We start from the raw sequence: 17,538 nt of genomic DNA on the forward strand, positions 1-17,538 counted from the left end.
AGAACATAATGAACAGGATACTGGTTGGTATCATTTTTTCTCTTTTTATCACGACAGGATATATTGCATACCTTGTTTATGATCGACAGCAGGAATTGCAAAAACTGACTCAATACACTGAGTCCTGGTCCGTGGCACAACTGGTATCAGAGTATTACCGTTTTGAATCATGGCTTGGTCTATACGCAACCGATACTGATGACGTTACGATAGACCAGGTCCGCATGCGCCTCGAAATTATGCTCAGTCAGGGCGATTTAATGAAGGGGGGCGATTTAGGTCGCTACATTGATAGCGATAAAACGCATCAGGAGCTCGCTTTACGCTTAGAAAAAATACTGGCCTATCTGGATAGTCATCTTGAAAAAATGAGCCATCCGGAGTTACAGGCCTACCTGACAAATATGCATGAGCTCGACGCACCGCTCAGCCAACTGTCTGCAACGGCATTAACGAAAGATATTAATACGGTTAATGAATCCAACAACAAAATACAAATCCTGTATTATATTTACTCCGCACTTTCTTTGCTCCTGGTGATTTTAAGCTTTATTCTTGGCTTCTTAATGATCTACCAGAATAAAAACATTCTGAAAGCACACATGCAGGTTAAAAGCCTGGCTGATGAACTTCAAATATCAAAAGAAAAACTGCAAATTCAGAACTCGAAGCTGGAGTATGATGTTTATCATGACTCCCTCACCGGCATGAAAAACCGCCTTTTCTTCTGGGACGATCTCAACAAAATTAATCTTCAGGCAGATAAAAACCACGTCCCCGTCACCGTAATGTTATTTGATTTAGACCGCTTCAAAGAGGTCAACGATACCTATGGCCATGATACGGGAGATTTGCTGCTGAATCAGGTATCCCGACGGCTTACCTCGATGAGCAGCGCAACGGATACGTTTTACCGTTTGGGCGGCGATGAATTCGCCCTTCTCTCCAACGGACTCACGGAAACCGCCGCTGTTTCGCGCGCCAAAGAAATAAGCGATCATATCAGCCAGCCCTATACGATTAATAATCAGCTGATAAAAATTGCCACCTGCGTGGGCATCGTTTTATCTGATAATGAACGCCGCTCTGATTACCTTTATAAATTTGCCGATCTGGCGCTCTACGAGGCGAAAAAAGAAGGTTCGCAGCAGATCAAGGTCTTCCGGCAGTGGATGCTGCAAAGACTGCAGGAAAGCAGGACCCTTGAACATGATATGGCTCTGGCAATCGATCACAATGAATTCGTTGTGTATTACCAGCCTATTGTCGATTCATTCAGCAATGAAATTTACGGCTATGAAGCGCTTATTCGCTGGATACACCCGGTGAAAGGGATACTCGCGCCAGATTATTTTATTTCCGTCGCTGAAAAAACGGGAATGATCAATGAGATCGGCAAGTCGGTGCTTGAGATGGCCTGCCGGGAAGCGGTGTCCTGGGCGGTCCCGGCCAGGATCTCGGTGAACGTCTCACCCGTTCAGCTAGGCACGAAATCGTTTACCACGATGGTGCAGTCCATCCTGAAAGAGACGGGGCTACCGGCCAACCGACTCGAGTTAGAGGTAACAGAGTCTTCGCTCTTCAGTGACAGCAACATGCCGATCACTATTCTCAAAAAGCTCCGGGCACTTGGTGTCAAAATTTCCATCGATGATTTCGGAACCGGATATTCCTCGCTCTCGCGACTGAGTGAACTTAATTTTGATAAAATTAAGATAGATAAGTCCTTTGTGAATCCGATATCCACGCAGGATGATGCCCTTAATATCGTTAAGTTAATTACCGGCATGGCGAAAAGCCTCAATATGCGGGTCATTGCTGAAGGTGTTGAAACCGAAGCGCAGCTTGAACGTCTTCAGGCGCTTGGCTGCGATCTCGTGCAGGGATACCTGTTCGGAAAACCACAGGCTGAGATTGACAGGAAGATTAGATACGGTTGAAATGGTTGTCCGGTTGTTTCTGGCCCAAAATCACGTAGACGGTTGATAATCAAAGGTTAAAAAATGAAAAAAACAGCCCAGGAGTATACGCCTGTTGATTTATCTCGTTGGCCAAGGAAGGAGCATTTTGAAGTCTTCCAGTCATTCGCTGAATGCACAATTAACCAAACCGTTCTCATTGACATCACCGCGCTGCGAAAACATATCAAAGCGGTGGGTTGGAAGTTTTACCCGACGATCATTTTTCTCTTGTCTAACATCATGAACCGGCATCCTGAGTTCCGTATGGCCATGAAGGACAATGAGCTTGTCATATGGAATGAAGTTCATCCCAGCTACACCATTTTCCACCCCGAAACGGAGACGTTTTCGTCATTGTGGAGCCACTATGACGGCAATATTCATCACTTCCAGAACACGTATGCAGAAGATACCGCCCGCTATGGAAATAGCCTTTCCTACTGGCCTAAGGAAGAGTCCCGGGAAAATGTCTTTTTTGTCTCGTCTATTCCGTGGGTAACGTTTACGAACTTTACGATGAACATTGCTCACATGAAGAACTTCTTTTCGCCTATGTTCACGTTTGGAAAATACTACGAGCAGGATGGAAAAGTGCTGTTGCCGCTCGCGGTGCAGGTCCATCATTCGGTGTGTGATGGCTTTCATGTGGCAAGAATGTTTAATGAGTTGCAGGAGATGTGTGATGGTTTGTCGGGGCTTTCAGAGGAGAGGAATGGCTAATGCACAAGGGACAAATGTTGTTTATTTGATAGTCGGAAGACTACGTTTAAAGATGGTGCGATAACAGGAACAGAACCAACAGCATAAAAACATTGATTTTCAATCACTTTATTTCATTCGATCTTTTAGAATACCCCCATAAGTACCCCCAGATGTCAGTATGTCACACAGTTCTTTTTTTAGTGGCGTTCAAAAGTATCAGGTATCAGCCTTGATATCTGAAATCATTCCTTTGGCATCCAAGGCTACTACTGGGTCGAATTCATGTTCACACGTTCATTCGGCCGCCAAAGATTTCATCGGGTGCATTAAAGTGTTTATTGCTGAGTTACTCTACAAAGAGTTTGCTTCATCATCTTGTTTACTTAGGGACCAGGGGCATATCCCCAGCCAAAAATGAGCGGATCGCACTGTCGATTATCTCGCGAGTGAGCACCGACTCTTCCACGATGATTTGCAAACCAATGCCGCTACGATAGCCAGATTGAATGCGGTAGCCAGGAGTAACTACAGGCGGGTTGTCGCGCATGACTTCGGCCAAGCGTTTATCAATGTAGTCGAAATAGGTTAATCCACCGAATTGAGGATAAGAAACGCGGGTACGTTCTACCACCGTATGGCTAACCACCTTCCCTTTCGCATTGTAGTTTGGTGTTGTATCCATGCGGGCTTCATCTTCCTGCTGGTTTTGGCTCAACATGGCATGAGCTTCCTCAAACACCAGATTTTCCACAATATCCGCACGCGCTACGTCAATGGTAATGATCTCCGCATTCCAGTACACATCTGGCGAATTACCCAAGAATAAAACATCGCTCCAGGTCCACATCCAACCCGCAGCAATGGCCTCTGCATTTTCAGAATCGCAATCATCATAATGCAGCCCTCCGCAGCGGTGACGCTCGCGGTGGATCAGATTCTTGACGTGTTGTGTCCGGGCACGACGCCGACGGCGGGAAAGAGTATTAAATGGTTTGTTTCTGCGGATCATGGTTCACTCTGCGCGTGCTCGCTGGGAGGAATCCAGCTGCACAGTTTAGCTCATGGAAATAAGGAAATCTACTTGCTAACAAGAGGGCAAAAAATATGGGAGCTTGGGCAATATGCTGTATATCATTAATGTGCAGGGACGAAGTCAATGTGCTCATGGACACGCGAATAAAAATCTATCCAGATGTCGAAAACTTATTACCGTACCTCAAGCTCACGGGTAATAGCCTTTGGCTGGCCCTCAACCATCAAGTCATACCAACGAACCTGCATTATATTGATTTGCACAGAGTGCGTCTTTGCACGTAAGCAGCCAGTTAAGCATCCCACCGAGATTTGGATCTACGTCATGAGCGCACGTTAATAGTTTTAGAAATCAAGCAAATTAGCATAATATCTCTTAACTGAAGGGGTATGGAGCCGCAGAAATAAATGAAGACACGGCAGTATGCGCAAAAATCTATCTTCGATCTGGAAGCAATCTTCGAACAGTCCCGCAACAATGTTAGTGAACTTGAACAGCTGTTGAGCGAGCTGACCTTTCGCAACACTGCCAGGGCGCGGACGCTGACGTCTAAAATCGAGCAATCTCTAACTGCACTTAGCGACCGCAGCGAGGTCGCCATGTCGGCTTCCAACCCATCAACACGTAATCCCGATTCGGCGTCCATACAATTTTCTCAAGCTGTGCCCCACAGTGCACCTGCAGCTGTAGAGCAACTGCAACAGAAGGCTATCCCAGACACTGCCATGCGACAGCAATTCGACAAAGACCAAATTGATCTAGGTCCACTCCCATCTTTCTCTCCGTCAGATAAGGCGAATGATGCGCGAGCAATACTGGCAGCATGGACAGCCCTCGAAGCACTGTCGCCTCAAGGTTATAAACGCCCAGAGGATATGGCAACCGGCGACCGCTCCAGGGTTGCTCTATTGGAGCGAGGTGTTCCTTGGGGACCAAATGCCCGCAGCAAGCCTAGTTATAAGCTTTATTTCGAGGTCGTCCTCGGCTCCATCGCTCTCGACAAGGCCACGGACGAGCTGGTCAAGGTTTTTGGCGAGGATGAGGAGAGTTCACGCCCAGACGGTAAGAAAGCGGCCATCGGCTCGATCCTGATCGACAAGGAAGGTTATGTGCTTGAGGAAAAAGGCGTTGCCGTTTCCAGTTTTGCCTGGGCACTCAAGCCGGCTCTCGATCTGAAGCTTGGGAGCTTAGGGAATTGGCCGAATGTTGAGCCGCGCATCATCGAGCATCTGGATCGAATAGTTCGCCGCTACAACGAGGATGGAGAACCCATACCGATCGATTTGGATGTCGTTCTTAATGCTTTTAAATGGCTTGTGTCTCAGTTCGGTGTACCCGAACATTTGGTTGAGCCACCCACATTCGCGATTAAGGTGTTTCATCATTTCAAGGCCAAGTCGCCGCCTGAACCTTCGTTACTGAATTCCTTCTATCTTGAAGATCTCGGTGAAGCAACCAAATTGCTCGAGACGGGCAAAGCCGGAACCGGTTTGCGCCGCTATATGGGAATTGGCAGGCCTGACCAAAAAATCGACGTGCTATCGCCCATTTCCGCAGTTGAGCCTTTCGTCGCGCCGTCGCTCATGCCGCAGGCTCGTTGGCCTTCGAAAGGCGGCCATCCATTGGTACTGCTTCAACAGGCTGCCGTGAATGCGGCGCGTGCTGAGCTGAATGATGCTCCAGGTATCATCGGTATCAATGGGCCACCGGGTACTGGAAAGACCACTCTTCTGCGAGATATTGTCGTTGGGTGCATTCTTGATCGGGCCACGGCGATGTGCGGCTTCAATAAACCGCAGGATGCCTTTTCCACAACAGGCGAGAAGCTGGCATTCGGTTCCAATGCATTCCTGCACTTCTACAGGTTACATGCGTCCTTGAGGGGCCATGAGATCGTCGTAGCCTCCTCCAATAACAAAGCAGTCGAAAACGTCAGTAAAGAGCTTCCTCTCAAGGAAGCCAATGGTCGCCATGAACAGATCGCCTACTTCCGGTCCATCAGCGACCTGATTGCGAATCCCAAACGCGCCGGCTATTTCGAAGCCGAGGCCGAGGGGGACATCCCATCCGACCCTGTCGAAACCTGGGGATTGATTGCCGCGGCTCTCGGCAAGAGCAGCAACCGAGGCGCGTTCCAGCAAAGTTTCTGGTGGAATGAAGACGGTGGTTTCCTTACCTACCTGAAAGCAGCTCGCGGCTTAAACGTCTTGCGTGAGATCAAAGATGAACAAACTGGCGAAATCATCGATCGCGTGATGCCCAGCGTGGTCGTCAATGAGCGGCCCAGCACCAACGAAGCGGACGCTTTAGCGGCCTGGCAGAAAGCACGAACCGTTTTCCTTAAACTCAAGGAGACGGTAGACACCGAAATCGCCAGCATCGAAGAGATGCGACGGGATATCCAGGCACTCAAGGGAGCGACTACCGAACTACAAAGGGTGGAACAGCGTCGTCCGAGTCTGATTGAAGCTGTCGAAGAGGCACACCAGACTGCTGAATCCTACCAATGGGAGCATGAGAAGGCAAAATCGCAGATCGAGCAGGACAAGATCATGCTCAACAGCCATCTTGCTTGCCGTCCAGGTTTCTTCTCCCGTTTGTTCGCAACTGCGGCCTGGAAGTCGTGGAGATCGACACTGCAGAAGCTCTCGGCGACCTTGCAGCAATCAGTCTTACGGGCGCAGGAGACAGACGGTGCCCTGGAGCTTGCAAGGACTAAGTGGAGCAATATTAAGTCTCAGTTACAGCAACTCGACCAAGAAATTTCCAGCAAATGTCAGGCTGTCTCGAAATTGAAGGCAGCCGAGGCAGAGGCACGCAACCGCATGGGAGACAGAGTCGTTGATGAGAGATTCTTCGAGCGCGAGCACGAGGCTATCCACCTGACTGCGCCATGGCTTCCCGATCAGGTTCATCACCTGCGAGAGGATCTTTTCGCCGCTGCCCTGACTGTGCATAAAACGTTCATTGATGCTTCGGCCAGCCGCTTGCAACACAATCTTGGGCTATTGATGTCGGGTATGGTGGCTGGTGCCTTCCAGTCTTCCGCGCACCGTGAACTTCTCCCCGACCTTTGGTCGAGCCTTTTCATGGTTGTGCCAACCGTGTCCACGACATTCGCCTCTGTTCGGACGATGTTCGGGGATCTGCCACCAGAGAGCATTGGCTGGCTTCTTGTAGATGAAGCGGGCCAGGCCGTTCCTCAGGCAGCAGTTGGAGCTATCATGCGGGCAAAGCGCTCCATCGTGGTAGGTGACCCGTTGCAAATCCCACCTGTAGTTTCACTTCCTGAAAAGCTGAACGCCGAAATCTGCAAGTTCTTTGACATTGACCAAGTCGAATGGTCTGCCCCCGCAGCATCTACGCAGACCCTTGCTGATCAGGCATCACGCTTCAAATCCACCTTCGTCATGGACGTAGGTGATCGAGAAGTCGGGCTGCCACTCCTCGTTCACAGGCGTTGTCAGAACCCAATGTTCGATGTTTCTAACTCCATCGCCTATGCCGGGCAGATGGTCCATGCTGTCGGGCCTAAAAGACCTGGATCTATCGGCTCGGCTTTGGGGAGATCTCACTGGGTGGATATCAATGGCGATGCTGAGACGAAGTGGTGCCCCGAGGAGGGCGAAGCGGTTGTACGAATGCTCAAAGAGCTGGCAGCATCGGGCATTACAAATCCAGACGTATTTATTATCACACCATTCAAGATCGTAGAGCAGAACATGCGTCGGCGTCTCGACAGAGAAACCGACCTGCTGCGAACGTTCGGCGTAAAGTTGGATGAGTGGTGCCGTGATCGTGTAGGCACGATCCACACGTTCCAGGGCCGAGAGGCGGACACGGTCATCCTGTTGCTGGGTGCGCCGAAAGCGAGTCAGCAAAGGGCGCGTCAGTGGGCAGCAAGCCCGCCAAATATAATCAATGTAGCCGTCTCACGCGCCAAGCAAAACCTGTATGTGGTCGGCTCGGTTGCTGCATGGGCAGGGGCGGGAACTAGTCTGCAGGTCCTGCATCGGCAATTGGCGCAATCAGACTGACAATCTCCGAGGTGGCCCTCATTGTTGAGGGCTCATCGCGAACAATCTGCAACCTACGTCAGTATCGGACCGGTCGTTACATGTCAAACACTGACATTGCTCACATAATAGTCTAGTAGTCATTACCCACCGCCCATCCGAGCTTGATAATTCTTACCGCTCCCCTTATACCCACACTGAGGAATAACCTCTGACAAGGCTAAGGAACACGATTATGGGGCTTAAACCTGGTCCAAAACCAATTGCAAAATCAACAGGAAAACCCGATCAACGCAGACGTGATAATAAGGATACACCCGGCAATACCCCGGGACTGAAACCGAGCAAGTCAACTGGGAAGTAATCGTTCAAGGGTATGGAGAATTCATCTATGCCCTTATCCCGTCAAATATGTCCGCTTTAGCCCGCTTAGTGCCAAAAGAGGAAGAATTTAACATTGAGATAAATTTCAAAAATCAGATTGATTGTTTTAAAGTTCTATTATTAAAAGGCTTGGTCACAAGCCAAAACAACTGACCACTGCCTGTCAATACTTAAGCGAAAGTATTTTGGAAATAAAACAATGACATAGCCAAAACACAATCTCATTAGCTCAGTTTAATACTTTGTGGGATAATTTTTTAAGAGTTTAATAAATGACAAGGGAATGAGTCACTTGCCATTTATTAATTAAGGATGATTATTTCTTACGGCTCTCATAGAAGTTAATTAATTCATTGACTTCTTCTTTACGAGGAAGGAGTTCTATTAATGGATTATTCTTAAGATATTGTATTGCATATCTAAAGCCACCATCATTTTTATCCATCATTTTGTTTATGTGCCTTGAGTTATTATTATAATTTCGGATGGATTCTAGGCTACTTTCAAAGAAGCTCAGCGCATATATTTTATCATTATTTATAGATAGAGCCCTTGCAGACAACTGCGCTAATACTAATGTGGCACTGTAATAAGTTTGATTTTTAAGCTCGGCACTATCAAGTCTTACTTTGCTTGCATAACTCATTCCTTCGATGAGGTCATCAATTGTGTGTGCCGATATTAATTCTGACTTAGCCCTTTGTAACCAGTAGTGCATATCTTCACGATAGGTATGTGCAATCTCCTTATATATATCCCTAATAAATTTATGGACATTCCTTCCATTCCCAAGTTCATTTAGTTTATCAAAGCTTATAAGATTCCTTGATGCTGCAAGAAATCCTTTTGACGCAAGAGATATTATTAACTCAGATACTGTTTTATAAGATGCAGGGTTTTTATCAATATAATCACTGATAACTCTTAAAAGCCAGGATGGTGAATTGCAGATTATAACTCCACTTGGTTCTGTGTTAGTTGACTCCAATTCAAATAATCTATCATTTTGCGAAATAAAACTCTGAATATCAAAGTATTTATTGTGACTGATGATATGACCATATGTGGCTTTATTAAAAGCTGCAATTAAAATCAAAACAAATATAGAATCTTCATCAAATTGCTTATTAAATAAATTAGAACCACTTAGTCTATTTTTATACTCGCTATAGTATCGATAAGCAAAATTCAACAACGTCTCTGAAGATTTATAAAGTGGTAGTCCCTCAAAAGAAAGCTTATCGTTGAGATAGTTACCTTCTTCATTAATCAAGTTATTTTTTATCTGAATTTCGGTATGTAATATCTTTCTGTCCTTTAACTTGAATCTATATAACTCTGCATCACCAAAACTCGAGCATAAAACAATTTTGTTACTAGGATGCACCCTTATGGTTAAAATCTCATCAATGCTTTGTGCATTAAAGAAATTAGAGTCGAAAACGAATATATGATTCTCGAATTTTATCAATGAATTTTTAATGGAAGGATCGAATGTATCAGTCGAAGAGTAATAAGAGGCATTATATTCTTTTTTTGCCTCAATGATTTGAAATAAAAGTACAGATTTTCCGCTGAAACGTCGACCTGTAATTAGGATATAGTCATGATCCCGTAGTGCTTTAATTGCATCATCACAGACATCTCGCTGAGAAAAAGTTATAGAATTTCGAAGAATTCTTTTGTTACCCACTATTTTAGTTACAGGGCCTCCATTAGCAAATAAATTTATAGCTTCTTCTTTCATTAACTTGGAATCATCGAGTTCGAAACTTCTTGTGGGGGATTTTCGCTCAACATTCTGAAGTATGTTATTTAACCATTGATATATCTGATCGTAAGTGTCAAAGGTAATTACTTTTTCGATGCCGTACTCCGAAAGAGCTATTTTTTCTTCTAAATTTAAATATCCTTTCTTCAAATAAATTGATTTCTTAAATGGTGTACTTCTTGATAAATGCATTAAATCAAGCTCGCCATCAAGACTGCAACCTATGAAAAGGAAAGCTGAGTTTTTAGCCTCCTCAGATAAAAAGGATAGCATGGATTTATTTTCTTCTATACTGTGTGCATATTCACGCCAAGTAAATATCAGATTTTGATCTTCGTATTTAATATATTCAGTAATATCGCCATGAATTTTGAATAGACATTTATTAGCGGATATATATTCTCTCTGAACTGCTCGATTTGGATGCAGGATTTTGTATTTTCTATTAACGTTCTCTATAGCATCATCAATATTAAACGTGAAAATGTGAGGCCAATCTAAATTTATTATTTTTGTCTTTTCGTGATCAGAGAGTTTACACTCTGAAAAAATGTTACCTAATAATGCCTTCGATTTTCGTTTGGGTATATATTCCTCCATACTTAGAAGTCCAAACGCTTTTTTAAGCTGGCTGATTCTTAGAATTTCATCTATTTCTGTTTGTGTTAACCCTTCTTTTTCTGCCGCTATATTCCTAATCAACTCCGTAAGTTTAATAGCATCAGGAACTTTACCATTTTTTGCTCTAATATCTCTAGTAAATCCACTGCCAAAAAAAGGTATCAATTGAGAAGCCTTAAATAAAGCCACAATCTCATGCTTCAAGTTTGGTTCAGAATGATGTTGTACTTGCATTTTATCCTCGGTACAATTTGAATTGTAAATTTAGCTCAGAAAATTTATTTTAGATACCTGTTCGCTAGCGAACATTCGGATATTGTAAAAAAACCTGTTCATTTTATCAACTCTTGGCTTAACTCATTTCACTCTAGGAGAGATTAATAATCTGGTTTAGATCAGAAACTAACACTTAAGTTATAAACCTAAGTTGAAATATATATTTTATTGCAAACATGAAACATGATCTAACCCAGTGACTCTCAAAAGTAAGGTCATTGAACAAGAACTCATAAGGGCTTTATCCATTTGCGCTCCTCACTCAAAGCAGACCTTGTGACCTCGATTTCTGGCAGATTCGAGTCAAGAGTGAACATTGCTAACATCAATCGGCCTCGATCAACGGGAGAGCAGATCGCCCTTATCGCTTAGCTAGTTTACTTAAGATGCTGGTTCAACCAAATACAAGTACCTTCAATGTCATACGCTTTTTGCCCAAATCCCTTCGCAAGAAGGGATTCTGGTAAATACTCGTCGTATTTATCCAAGAACTTTTCTGGAACATCTTCGGCAAGATCAAATGCAGATGGTAAGCCTGACAACAGCATTTTTTTAAGCGCCTGTTGAACCGTTGCTACACTTGCATCATCAATCTCTATAACACCGGCTAATGAATTGGCTTTAAAGCCATACCGTATGAGCAAGGCTGTAATCGTATTCACAACTTTATCCCCCATCCAGGGAATTACATAACAGTGTTGCCCACTCGTAATAAAATACTCATTTTGCAGGTCATAACGCCGAAAGTTACTACAGCCTTCAGCAAATAGATTTCTGGCGGCAGAATCGGCATAATCTACTCTCTTGCTACCTATCGCTATGCGGTAATCACTTTCCCTATAGATAGCGAGCATTTCCTGACGTACGGCATCATGAACAGACATTCCTCCCCCACTAAATTGTGGTGGCTGACCGCCTTTGGTTGCCTCTACATAGATAACTTTTTTCTCTGTCTCGATCTCTGTCACTTTCCAGCGCCGCCCACCGAAGATGATATGTTGGTCTGGTAGCAGTGGGGAGTCCACAGGCACTGTTCCAAGGGTTCTGTTTCCGGTGACAATGCGGAACTCTTCCGGTGTATTGAACACGGCATAAAACGTGTAATGGTTAGTCAGTTTCTCACCCTCTGCCCCAACAACCATTTCGCCGCTAGCAAGTTGAGTGAGTAGGCCACATGCTCCCATATGTTTAAGCAGGCTTTTGAAATCGTTTAAATCTACATTTCTGAACGGCCCTGTCTGGCATAGTTGTGACCAGAGTTGGTCGGCACGAACTCCACCCCATTGTGCGGTAATTGCAAGAATCTGGTGTAGCAGCGTGGAGTAATGCATCTGCCGGGAATCGGCAGGCTCAAACCATTGTTTAGAGATCATCAACCTGATCATTGCCATCGACTGCACCAACTGGAGTCGTAGGTGATCAACGATACTACTACTCACAGTAAGCTCATTTTCTGTAATTAGCATTCTGAGTATTGATGGGGAATCGCGTCGCCCAGAACGCCCCATACGCTGGCGCAAACTGGAAACAGAATGCGGAGGCGTAACTTGAATAACCGACTTAACCTTACCGATATCAATTCCCAACTCAAGCGTCATTGTACAAACAGCTGTAGTGGGCAAATTTCCTTTCTGAAGACGAGATTCAAGCGCCTCACGTAATTCCTTGGCAAGGGAACCATGGTGGGGGAAAAATTCATTCGGAACAATTTGTTCCTCACACATGTCGCTCAGCGTTGCCGCAATGCTTTCAGTGCGCTTTCGGCTGTTTGCAAAGACCAAATGAGAATCGCCACGACAAAGTCTATAAATGTCGGCGCAAACGTCATGTTCAGCTGAACTCTGAAGTTCTTCCTCTTTTTGGATCACTCGCTCCAGGTACCCTTTGACCTGTACCTGAAGAGTAGCAGTGCTATTACTATCTGTAACAGTTACGCAGGGGAGTCGTTTGTCCGGGCGCAACAGTTCGGGCACTTTCTCCAGTTCCCCCAGCGTGGCACTCAACGCAACGCGGGGAATTGGATTTACCTGGCGTCCTAGCACATGGTCAATTCTATTGAGCAGAGAAAGTAGCTGTACACCACGCTCTGAGCCAATAAAAGCATGAAACTCATCAATAACGATGTATGCGACTGAAGAAAATGCCTGTTTGAGCCAGCCCATTGAGTTTATGAGCAAAGACTCAAGCGACTCAGGTGTAATCAGTAAAATGCCAGCAGGGTTCGTCCGAGCCTTCTTCTTTTTGCTTTGTGGTACATCCCCGTGCCAGGGAGTCACTGGCATTTCCAATGCATCTCCAAGGCTCTCAAGACGACGGTGCTGATCGTTAATCAACGCCTTCAACGGACTAATATAGACGATGCCAAATCCATTAGTGAGATCTGCAACTGCCGAACAGGCAGGAAGAAAGAAAGCCTCTGTTTTACCCGCTGCTGTACCTGCACTGATTAGCACGTCTCGATCACGGGCTAAAATTGCCGGGATAGAACTCTCCTGCAAGGGCCTTAATGTAGACCAACCCTGCTTGTAAACCCACTTACGGACGCGGGGATCGAGGCTATCGTAGGCACTGCTCATAGTTTGAAGTTCGCCAGTCCGTCGTCGTCATCGCTTTCCTCCGTAGTGGCGTCATCCATATCGCTGGGCCTGTCCTCTTCAATCGCCACACCCTCGATTAGAGTTTGCCAGTTCATCGTTCTGTTTTGTTCCAGCACGGCCAGCATGTCCAGGAAACCTTTTATGGTATTACGGGGGGTACGGAAGTAAGCGTCTCCAATGGTTTTACTACAGTGATGCAGAAATCCAGTCAGTGCATCATCTGGTACCAGATAATTCTCTGGATCTCCACCTGCATAAACATGACGAAGGTTTCTCAGCAAAATATACAGTTCCTCAGGGGTGAGGTTGGCAAGATGCAAAGTGGGGGATGAGTAGTCAATCACTCCTGCTTTTTGCGCGAACCGGTTTTCCGCCAGACGCGACTGGAGCGCCTCATAGCTGTAAAGACCTTTACGCGGATCGAAAAGAAACTCTGGCGTACCCCCGAGGATAAAACCAATGTTCTCGGCTGAGCCTTGCAGGCAATCATTCAGGATCCGCAAAATCTGTTCGTAGTTCGCTGTTCTTGCTTGCGTATTATTCAGCTTAAAGAGGTTCACCATTTCGTCGAGGCTGACCAAAAGACCGGCATAGCCTGCCTGGCGGACAAAAAGGCTCATCAACTTTAAAGAATCATAGAATGAAGCGTCTGAGATAATAGTCCGAACGTCGAGATCGTTACGGGCATCAGTTTTGGTGGTGTACTCTCCCCGCAACCAGCGAATAGCATTTGATTTTAGCGTTTCGTTATCCTGTTCATGCCCGCGCCAGAATGCATCAATGACCTTCGCAAAGTCATATCCCCCCACCATATCTGACAGAGCTGCCAGGCGTTTATGAATAACTGATGAAACCTCGGAGCCGTCCGTGTCAGCTTCCTTCCTTGCCTCCGTAACGAACCTTTCAACAACGCTAAGTAACGCATTACCATCCGGCTTGTTTCTGGTGGACATGTTTTTCATAAGCTCTGAATAGAGGTTACGAGCCTGACCTCCCGATGAGTGAATACGTCTGTCAGGGGAAAGGTCAGCACTGACTGACACCAGCTTCTTCTCTAACGCTATAGAGCGCACAACACTCAGAAAGAAAGTTTTACCTGAACCGTACTCACCGATGATAAGTCTGAAGCTTGCCCCACCGTCAGCAATCCTCTCAATATCCTGATGGAGAGCGGTGATCTCATTCACACGGCCAACCTGGATATGCTGAATACCTATCCTTGGCGTTACACCTGACTTAAGTGACTGAATAATAGCGTCACGTTCTTTCACTCTTATACGTGTTACAGACATTCACTATCCCTCTAATTCTTTGGCAATTTCCAGGTCAACCCAGATATCATCATCGGCATCGTCCAGCACCGGAGCATCAACCACCGCATAGGACCAGTCATTGATCACCTCAAGCGCACCGCCGAGCATCAAATTCAAATTTCCGCACAATTCTGTCGCCTCTTTTCGGGACCACTGTTCTTTCTCCAGCAAACTGCGATAAAGCTGGCTATGTGCGGAGTCAAGCCCCCCCGTTTCCGTTAATGAGGCTGGAGCGCTTTCTAGCTCTTCCGGTTCTTCTTCGGTGAAAATTGTGTTCAGCAATTTACGAACATCATCCGTGGCAGATTCGTGGCGGGCAAGTACATTAGCATCCAGTGTGAACCCTGCTGCTGGCTGATCAGTTGGTACAGACGAGACGAGATCATGTTCAGTTGCGGAATGCTGATGGATATTGCTCGAGACAGATGAGGGATCCAGCCCCAAACTTGAATAAATCTTCTCAAGCTGTTTGATTTCGGCAGGCGCTATTTTCCCATCCGAACAGGCAACACTAACGATAACCTTACCCACAGCAGCTTTTTCCGCGGCCCCCATCAACTCAATCCTGCTTTTCATTCCTGTCATATTGGCTGGGGTATGAAGTTGCCACGTTAAATACGCATGTAGAGAGCGTTTTTCATCATCGGTGAAGCCAGGATTGTTGTTGATGGCATTCTCAAGCACTTTCTGTTCAGCTTGATCAAGAGAATCGTCAATCAAGGCGACCATCGCCCCTAATCTGAGCGTCATTACGGCTGAGATAAATTCAGGAGAAGGTGAGAAGCGTCCACCTTCGGCGGCAGGGAATAGAACAAGTGTCCCATCAACATCCGCCTTCACATGGTGATAATACGGGTCAGGTGCCAGACCGTAACCCATCTTCAGAGCAAAGGCCTGCATCAAATCGGCCTCTTTTTTATTGATCTTATTGGGGCAACTGGCATTCATATGTGCCCAAAAGTCAGCAACTGAGACTAACCCCTCCTTGACGAGGATCGCCTCATCAGCCCAGCGTTTGAATGAGCTTAATATTTTTTCTGCGCTTTCATTAACGATCTCTGAAGGGAGCAACATAATTGCAGCCGTATCATTGACTGACGTACCTTTCCTACCAAGGTAGCGACTATAAGCATCAAGTTCATCCGTACATATGTCGGCAAGAGACATAATTTTCTGGACAGGGCTCTTCAACGCACTTGGATCAGGCAGGTCGGGAACAGGAAGTCGAACACCTCGCAAACTAGGACTTGCTGGTGTGTAATCTAACCTTAGGCGCGTTTTATTCGCCTTAACGACCATCCCTTCACCATATTTGAGGGTGTAACGCCGTTTGAAAAGCGCAGCAAACTCTTTAGCACAGCGGCGAGCCGGGGTACGCAGCGAATACTCGGTGTGGTTTATTACCCAGTTCAACGCCAGTTCAGCTGATACAGGAACTCCTTCATGTACAGTTTTTGCCAGAGCCAGCTTAAATTGCATGCTGTTGCTGAAACCTGAATTGCTATCGAGCTCAGTGGCTAAGCCCATGTTCGGGCGCAGAATAGACATGGCTTCGAGTAATTGGGTCGAATATCCACGGAAGGAGCGGTTCTCAATGAATACCGATCTTAACCGAGCGACTTCATTGAACAGATTACAGAACTCAGCATCAGGGAATTTTGGGTCAGTGGAATCTACGAGCGCTTTTCTTTCCAGGCCGTAGAGGTAGATAAAAACATAGCCGATAGGACACGATGGATCAGACCTATCGCTGGCAAGCCAACTGACATACGCACCGCGTGCTTCTGAGGAAAGAGAGGAAAAACTGGGCCAGTATCCTAATGAACTGTCCTCGTAAAGATAAGAAGTAGGTTTTATCTTACATGTGTCATCAATTAATGATGCCTCACTTCCATCGTCATAATAGCCGCCTGATTCCTGACCGGAGGGCTTCATACGTTGCCCCACGTAAATGTGGCCACCGCTAATTGCTACACCAGCTACAGTTATCATCTCACCCGGAAGTACCCATCGAGCTAGTGCACCTGCTGACTTTGAGGTATTCCTGTAATGATTGGTTGTCACCTGAAGTTCAAGACCCCGGCCACCGCTCAATGTAAAAGTTGCAAGGTTATCGTCTTCACTATCATCGTTTCGCACAACCGCCTCCTTTTTCTTGATGTCAGCAATCCATTCTTTAGGCGGTGCTTTGACGGTCCTTGAAACAAGAGACTCGGTGGATCTATGCTTTTTCTTTTTGAAAAACAACAAATAAACAACATAAATCGCCGCTAAAAATATCCATAACTCCATGAGAAGCAACCTTAAAATAACTTTTCACATATACCGGGTCGATGTTTATGAAAAATATGGCAAGAGGATTAGTCTTAAAATAATACATCTAAATCGCATGGGTTAAAAACAAAATGCGTCAAAAATTAAAGCATTGATTGAATTGAAAATAATTATCGATTAAGCATTTCTAACAAGAAATGAATCTTAAAGGGAGTGAAGTTGTGCTTGGCTCTTAGCCGTATTCACACTAGCAGGAGGCGAAGATTCAGGTTCCATGACCTCGAATATATAGGGGATAGTTGGCTTTTCAGGTTGGGATAGCTTTTTCGTTATAACAAAATGGATGTTTGAGAGACTATCTAAATGTTTCTTAGATCGGTCCATTTATCCCCATAACATCTGACCAAACATACACTGCAAATTGACGCGATTTCCAAATTTTCTGTCCTAAATTTGTTCCACAGAAAAGTAAAGAAGGTAGGAGTGCTGTGTAATTACTTGATATGACTGGTGCCGATAATAGGAGTCGAACCTACGACCTTCGCATTACGAATTATAAGAACTACCTTTTAACTCAATAACATACCCTG

General features: G+C 45.6%; 8 protein-coding genes. 3 read left to right on the forward strand and 5 right to left on the reverse strand.

Going from position 1 to position 17,538, the window contains the following annotated elements:
* The first annotated feature begins 8 nt into the window (after nucleotides 1-8).
* Both BMW97_RS09555 and catA read left to right on the forward strand, forming a co-directional pair.
* Nucleotides 9-1,940 (forward strand): putative bifunctional diguanylate cyclase/phosphodiesterase, encoded by a 1,932-nt coding sequence (locus tag BMW97_RS09555; protein ID WP_045909829.1) that lies wholly within the window; start codon nucleotides 9-11, stop codon nucleotides 1,938-1,940.
* A gap of 63 nt (nucleotides 1,941-2,003) precedes the next feature.
* Nucleotides 2,004-2,681: a type A chloramphenicol O-acetyltransferase gene (catA, locus tag BMW97_RS09560; protein ID WP_045909830.1), complete on the forward strand. Its 678-nt coding sequence runs from the start codon at nucleotides 2,004-2,006 to the stop codon at nucleotides 2,679-2,681.
* Between the two features lie 361 nt (nucleotides 2,682-3,042).
* Here catA and BMW97_RS09565 read toward each other — a convergent pair whose 3' ends face one another.
* On the reverse strand, nucleotides 3,043-3,672 hold the full coding sequence (locus BMW97_RS09565; protein WP_139177194.1) for a hypothetical protein: 630 nt from the start codon (nucleotides 3,670-3,672) through the stop codon (nucleotides 3,043-3,045).
* 431 nt (nucleotides 3,673-4,103) lie between these two features.
* On the opposite strand from BMW97_RS09565, the gene BMW97_RS09570 reads away from it, so the two are divergent.
* Nucleotides 4,104-7,733, forward strand: coding sequence for a DEAD/DEAH box helicase (locus tag BMW97_RS09570; RefSeq protein WP_090392664.1), 3,630 nt, complete (start codon nucleotides 4,104-4,106; stop codon nucleotides 7,731-7,733).
* Nucleotides 7,734-8,412: 679 nt separating this feature from the next.
* Here BMW97_RS09570 and avs5 read toward each other — a convergent pair.
* The 4 genes from avs5 to BMW97_RS09590 all read right to left on the reverse strand — a co-directional run bounded on the left by avs5 (nucleotide 8,413) and on the right by BMW97_RS09590 (nucleotide 16,966).
* Nucleotides 8,413-10,722, reverse strand: a complete 2,310-nt coding sequence (avs5, locus tag BMW97_RS09575; RefSeq protein WP_090392666.1) for an AVAST type 5 anti-phage protein Avs5 — start codon at nucleotides 10,720-10,722, stop codon at nucleotides 8,413-8,415.
* 419 nt (nucleotides 10,723-11,141) lie between these two features.
* Nucleotides 11,142-13,340 (reverse strand): DEAD/DEAH box helicase, encoded by a 2,199-nt coding sequence (locus BMW97_RS09580; protein ID WP_090392668.1) that lies wholly within the window; start codon nucleotides 13,338-13,340, stop codon nucleotides 11,142-11,144.
* A complete protein-coding gene (locus BMW97_RS09585) occupies nucleotides 13,337-14,653 on the reverse strand; it encodes an ATP-binding protein (protein WP_090392670.1) in 1,317 nt (438 codons plus the stop codon). Before BMW97_RS09585 ends, BMW97_RS09580 begins: the two co-directional genes overlap by 4 nt.
* A 3-nt stretch (nucleotides 14,654-14,656) precedes the next feature.
* Nucleotides 14,657-16,966, reverse strand: coding sequence for a tellurite resistance TerB family protein (locus tag BMW97_RS09590; RefSeq protein WP_090392671.1), 2,310 nt, complete (start codon nucleotides 16,964-16,966; stop codon nucleotides 14,657-14,659).
* Between the last annotated feature and the right edge of the window lie 572 nt (nucleotides 16,967-17,538).

The organism is Enterobacter sp. NFIX58 (assembly GCF_900110475.1).
In the GTDB taxonomy this organism is placed as follows: domain Bacteria; phylum Pseudomonadota; class Gammaproteobacteria; order Enterobacterales; family Enterobacteriaceae; genus Enterobacter; species Enterobacter quasiroggenkampii.

Excerpts from the sequence above, each read along its gene's own strand:
- BMW97_RS09555 (WP_045909829.1), top strand. The coding sequence starts at position 9 with ATGAACAGGATACTGGTTGGTATCATTTTTTCTCTTTTTATCACGACA.
- catA (WP_045909830.1), top strand. The coding sequence starts at position 2,004 with ATGAAAAAAACAGCCCAGGAGTATACGCCTGTTGATTTATCTCGTTGG.
- BMW97_RS09565 (WP_139177194.1), bottom strand. The coding sequence starts at position 3,672 with ATGATCCGCAGAAACAAACCATTTAATACTCTTTCCCGCCGTCGGCGT.
- BMW97_RS09570 (WP_090392664.1), top strand. The coding sequence starts at position 4,104 with ATGAAGACACGGCAGTATGCGCAAAAATCTATCTTCGATCTGGAAGCA.
- avs5 (WP_090392666.1), bottom strand. The coding sequence starts at position 10,722 with ATGCAAGTACAACATCATTCTGAACCAAACTTGAAGCATGAGATTGTG.
- BMW97_RS09580 (WP_090392668.1), bottom strand. The coding sequence starts at position 13,340 with ATGAGCAGTGCCTACGATAGCCTCGATCCCCGCGTCCGTAAGTGGGTT.
- BMW97_RS09585 (WP_090392670.1), bottom strand. The coding sequence starts at position 14,653 with ATGTCTGTAACACGTATAAGAGTGAAAGAACGTGACGCTATTATTCAG.
- BMW97_RS09590 (WP_090392671.1), bottom strand. The coding sequence starts at position 16,966 with ATGGAGTTATGGATATTTTTAGCGGCGATTTATGTTGTTTATTTGTTG.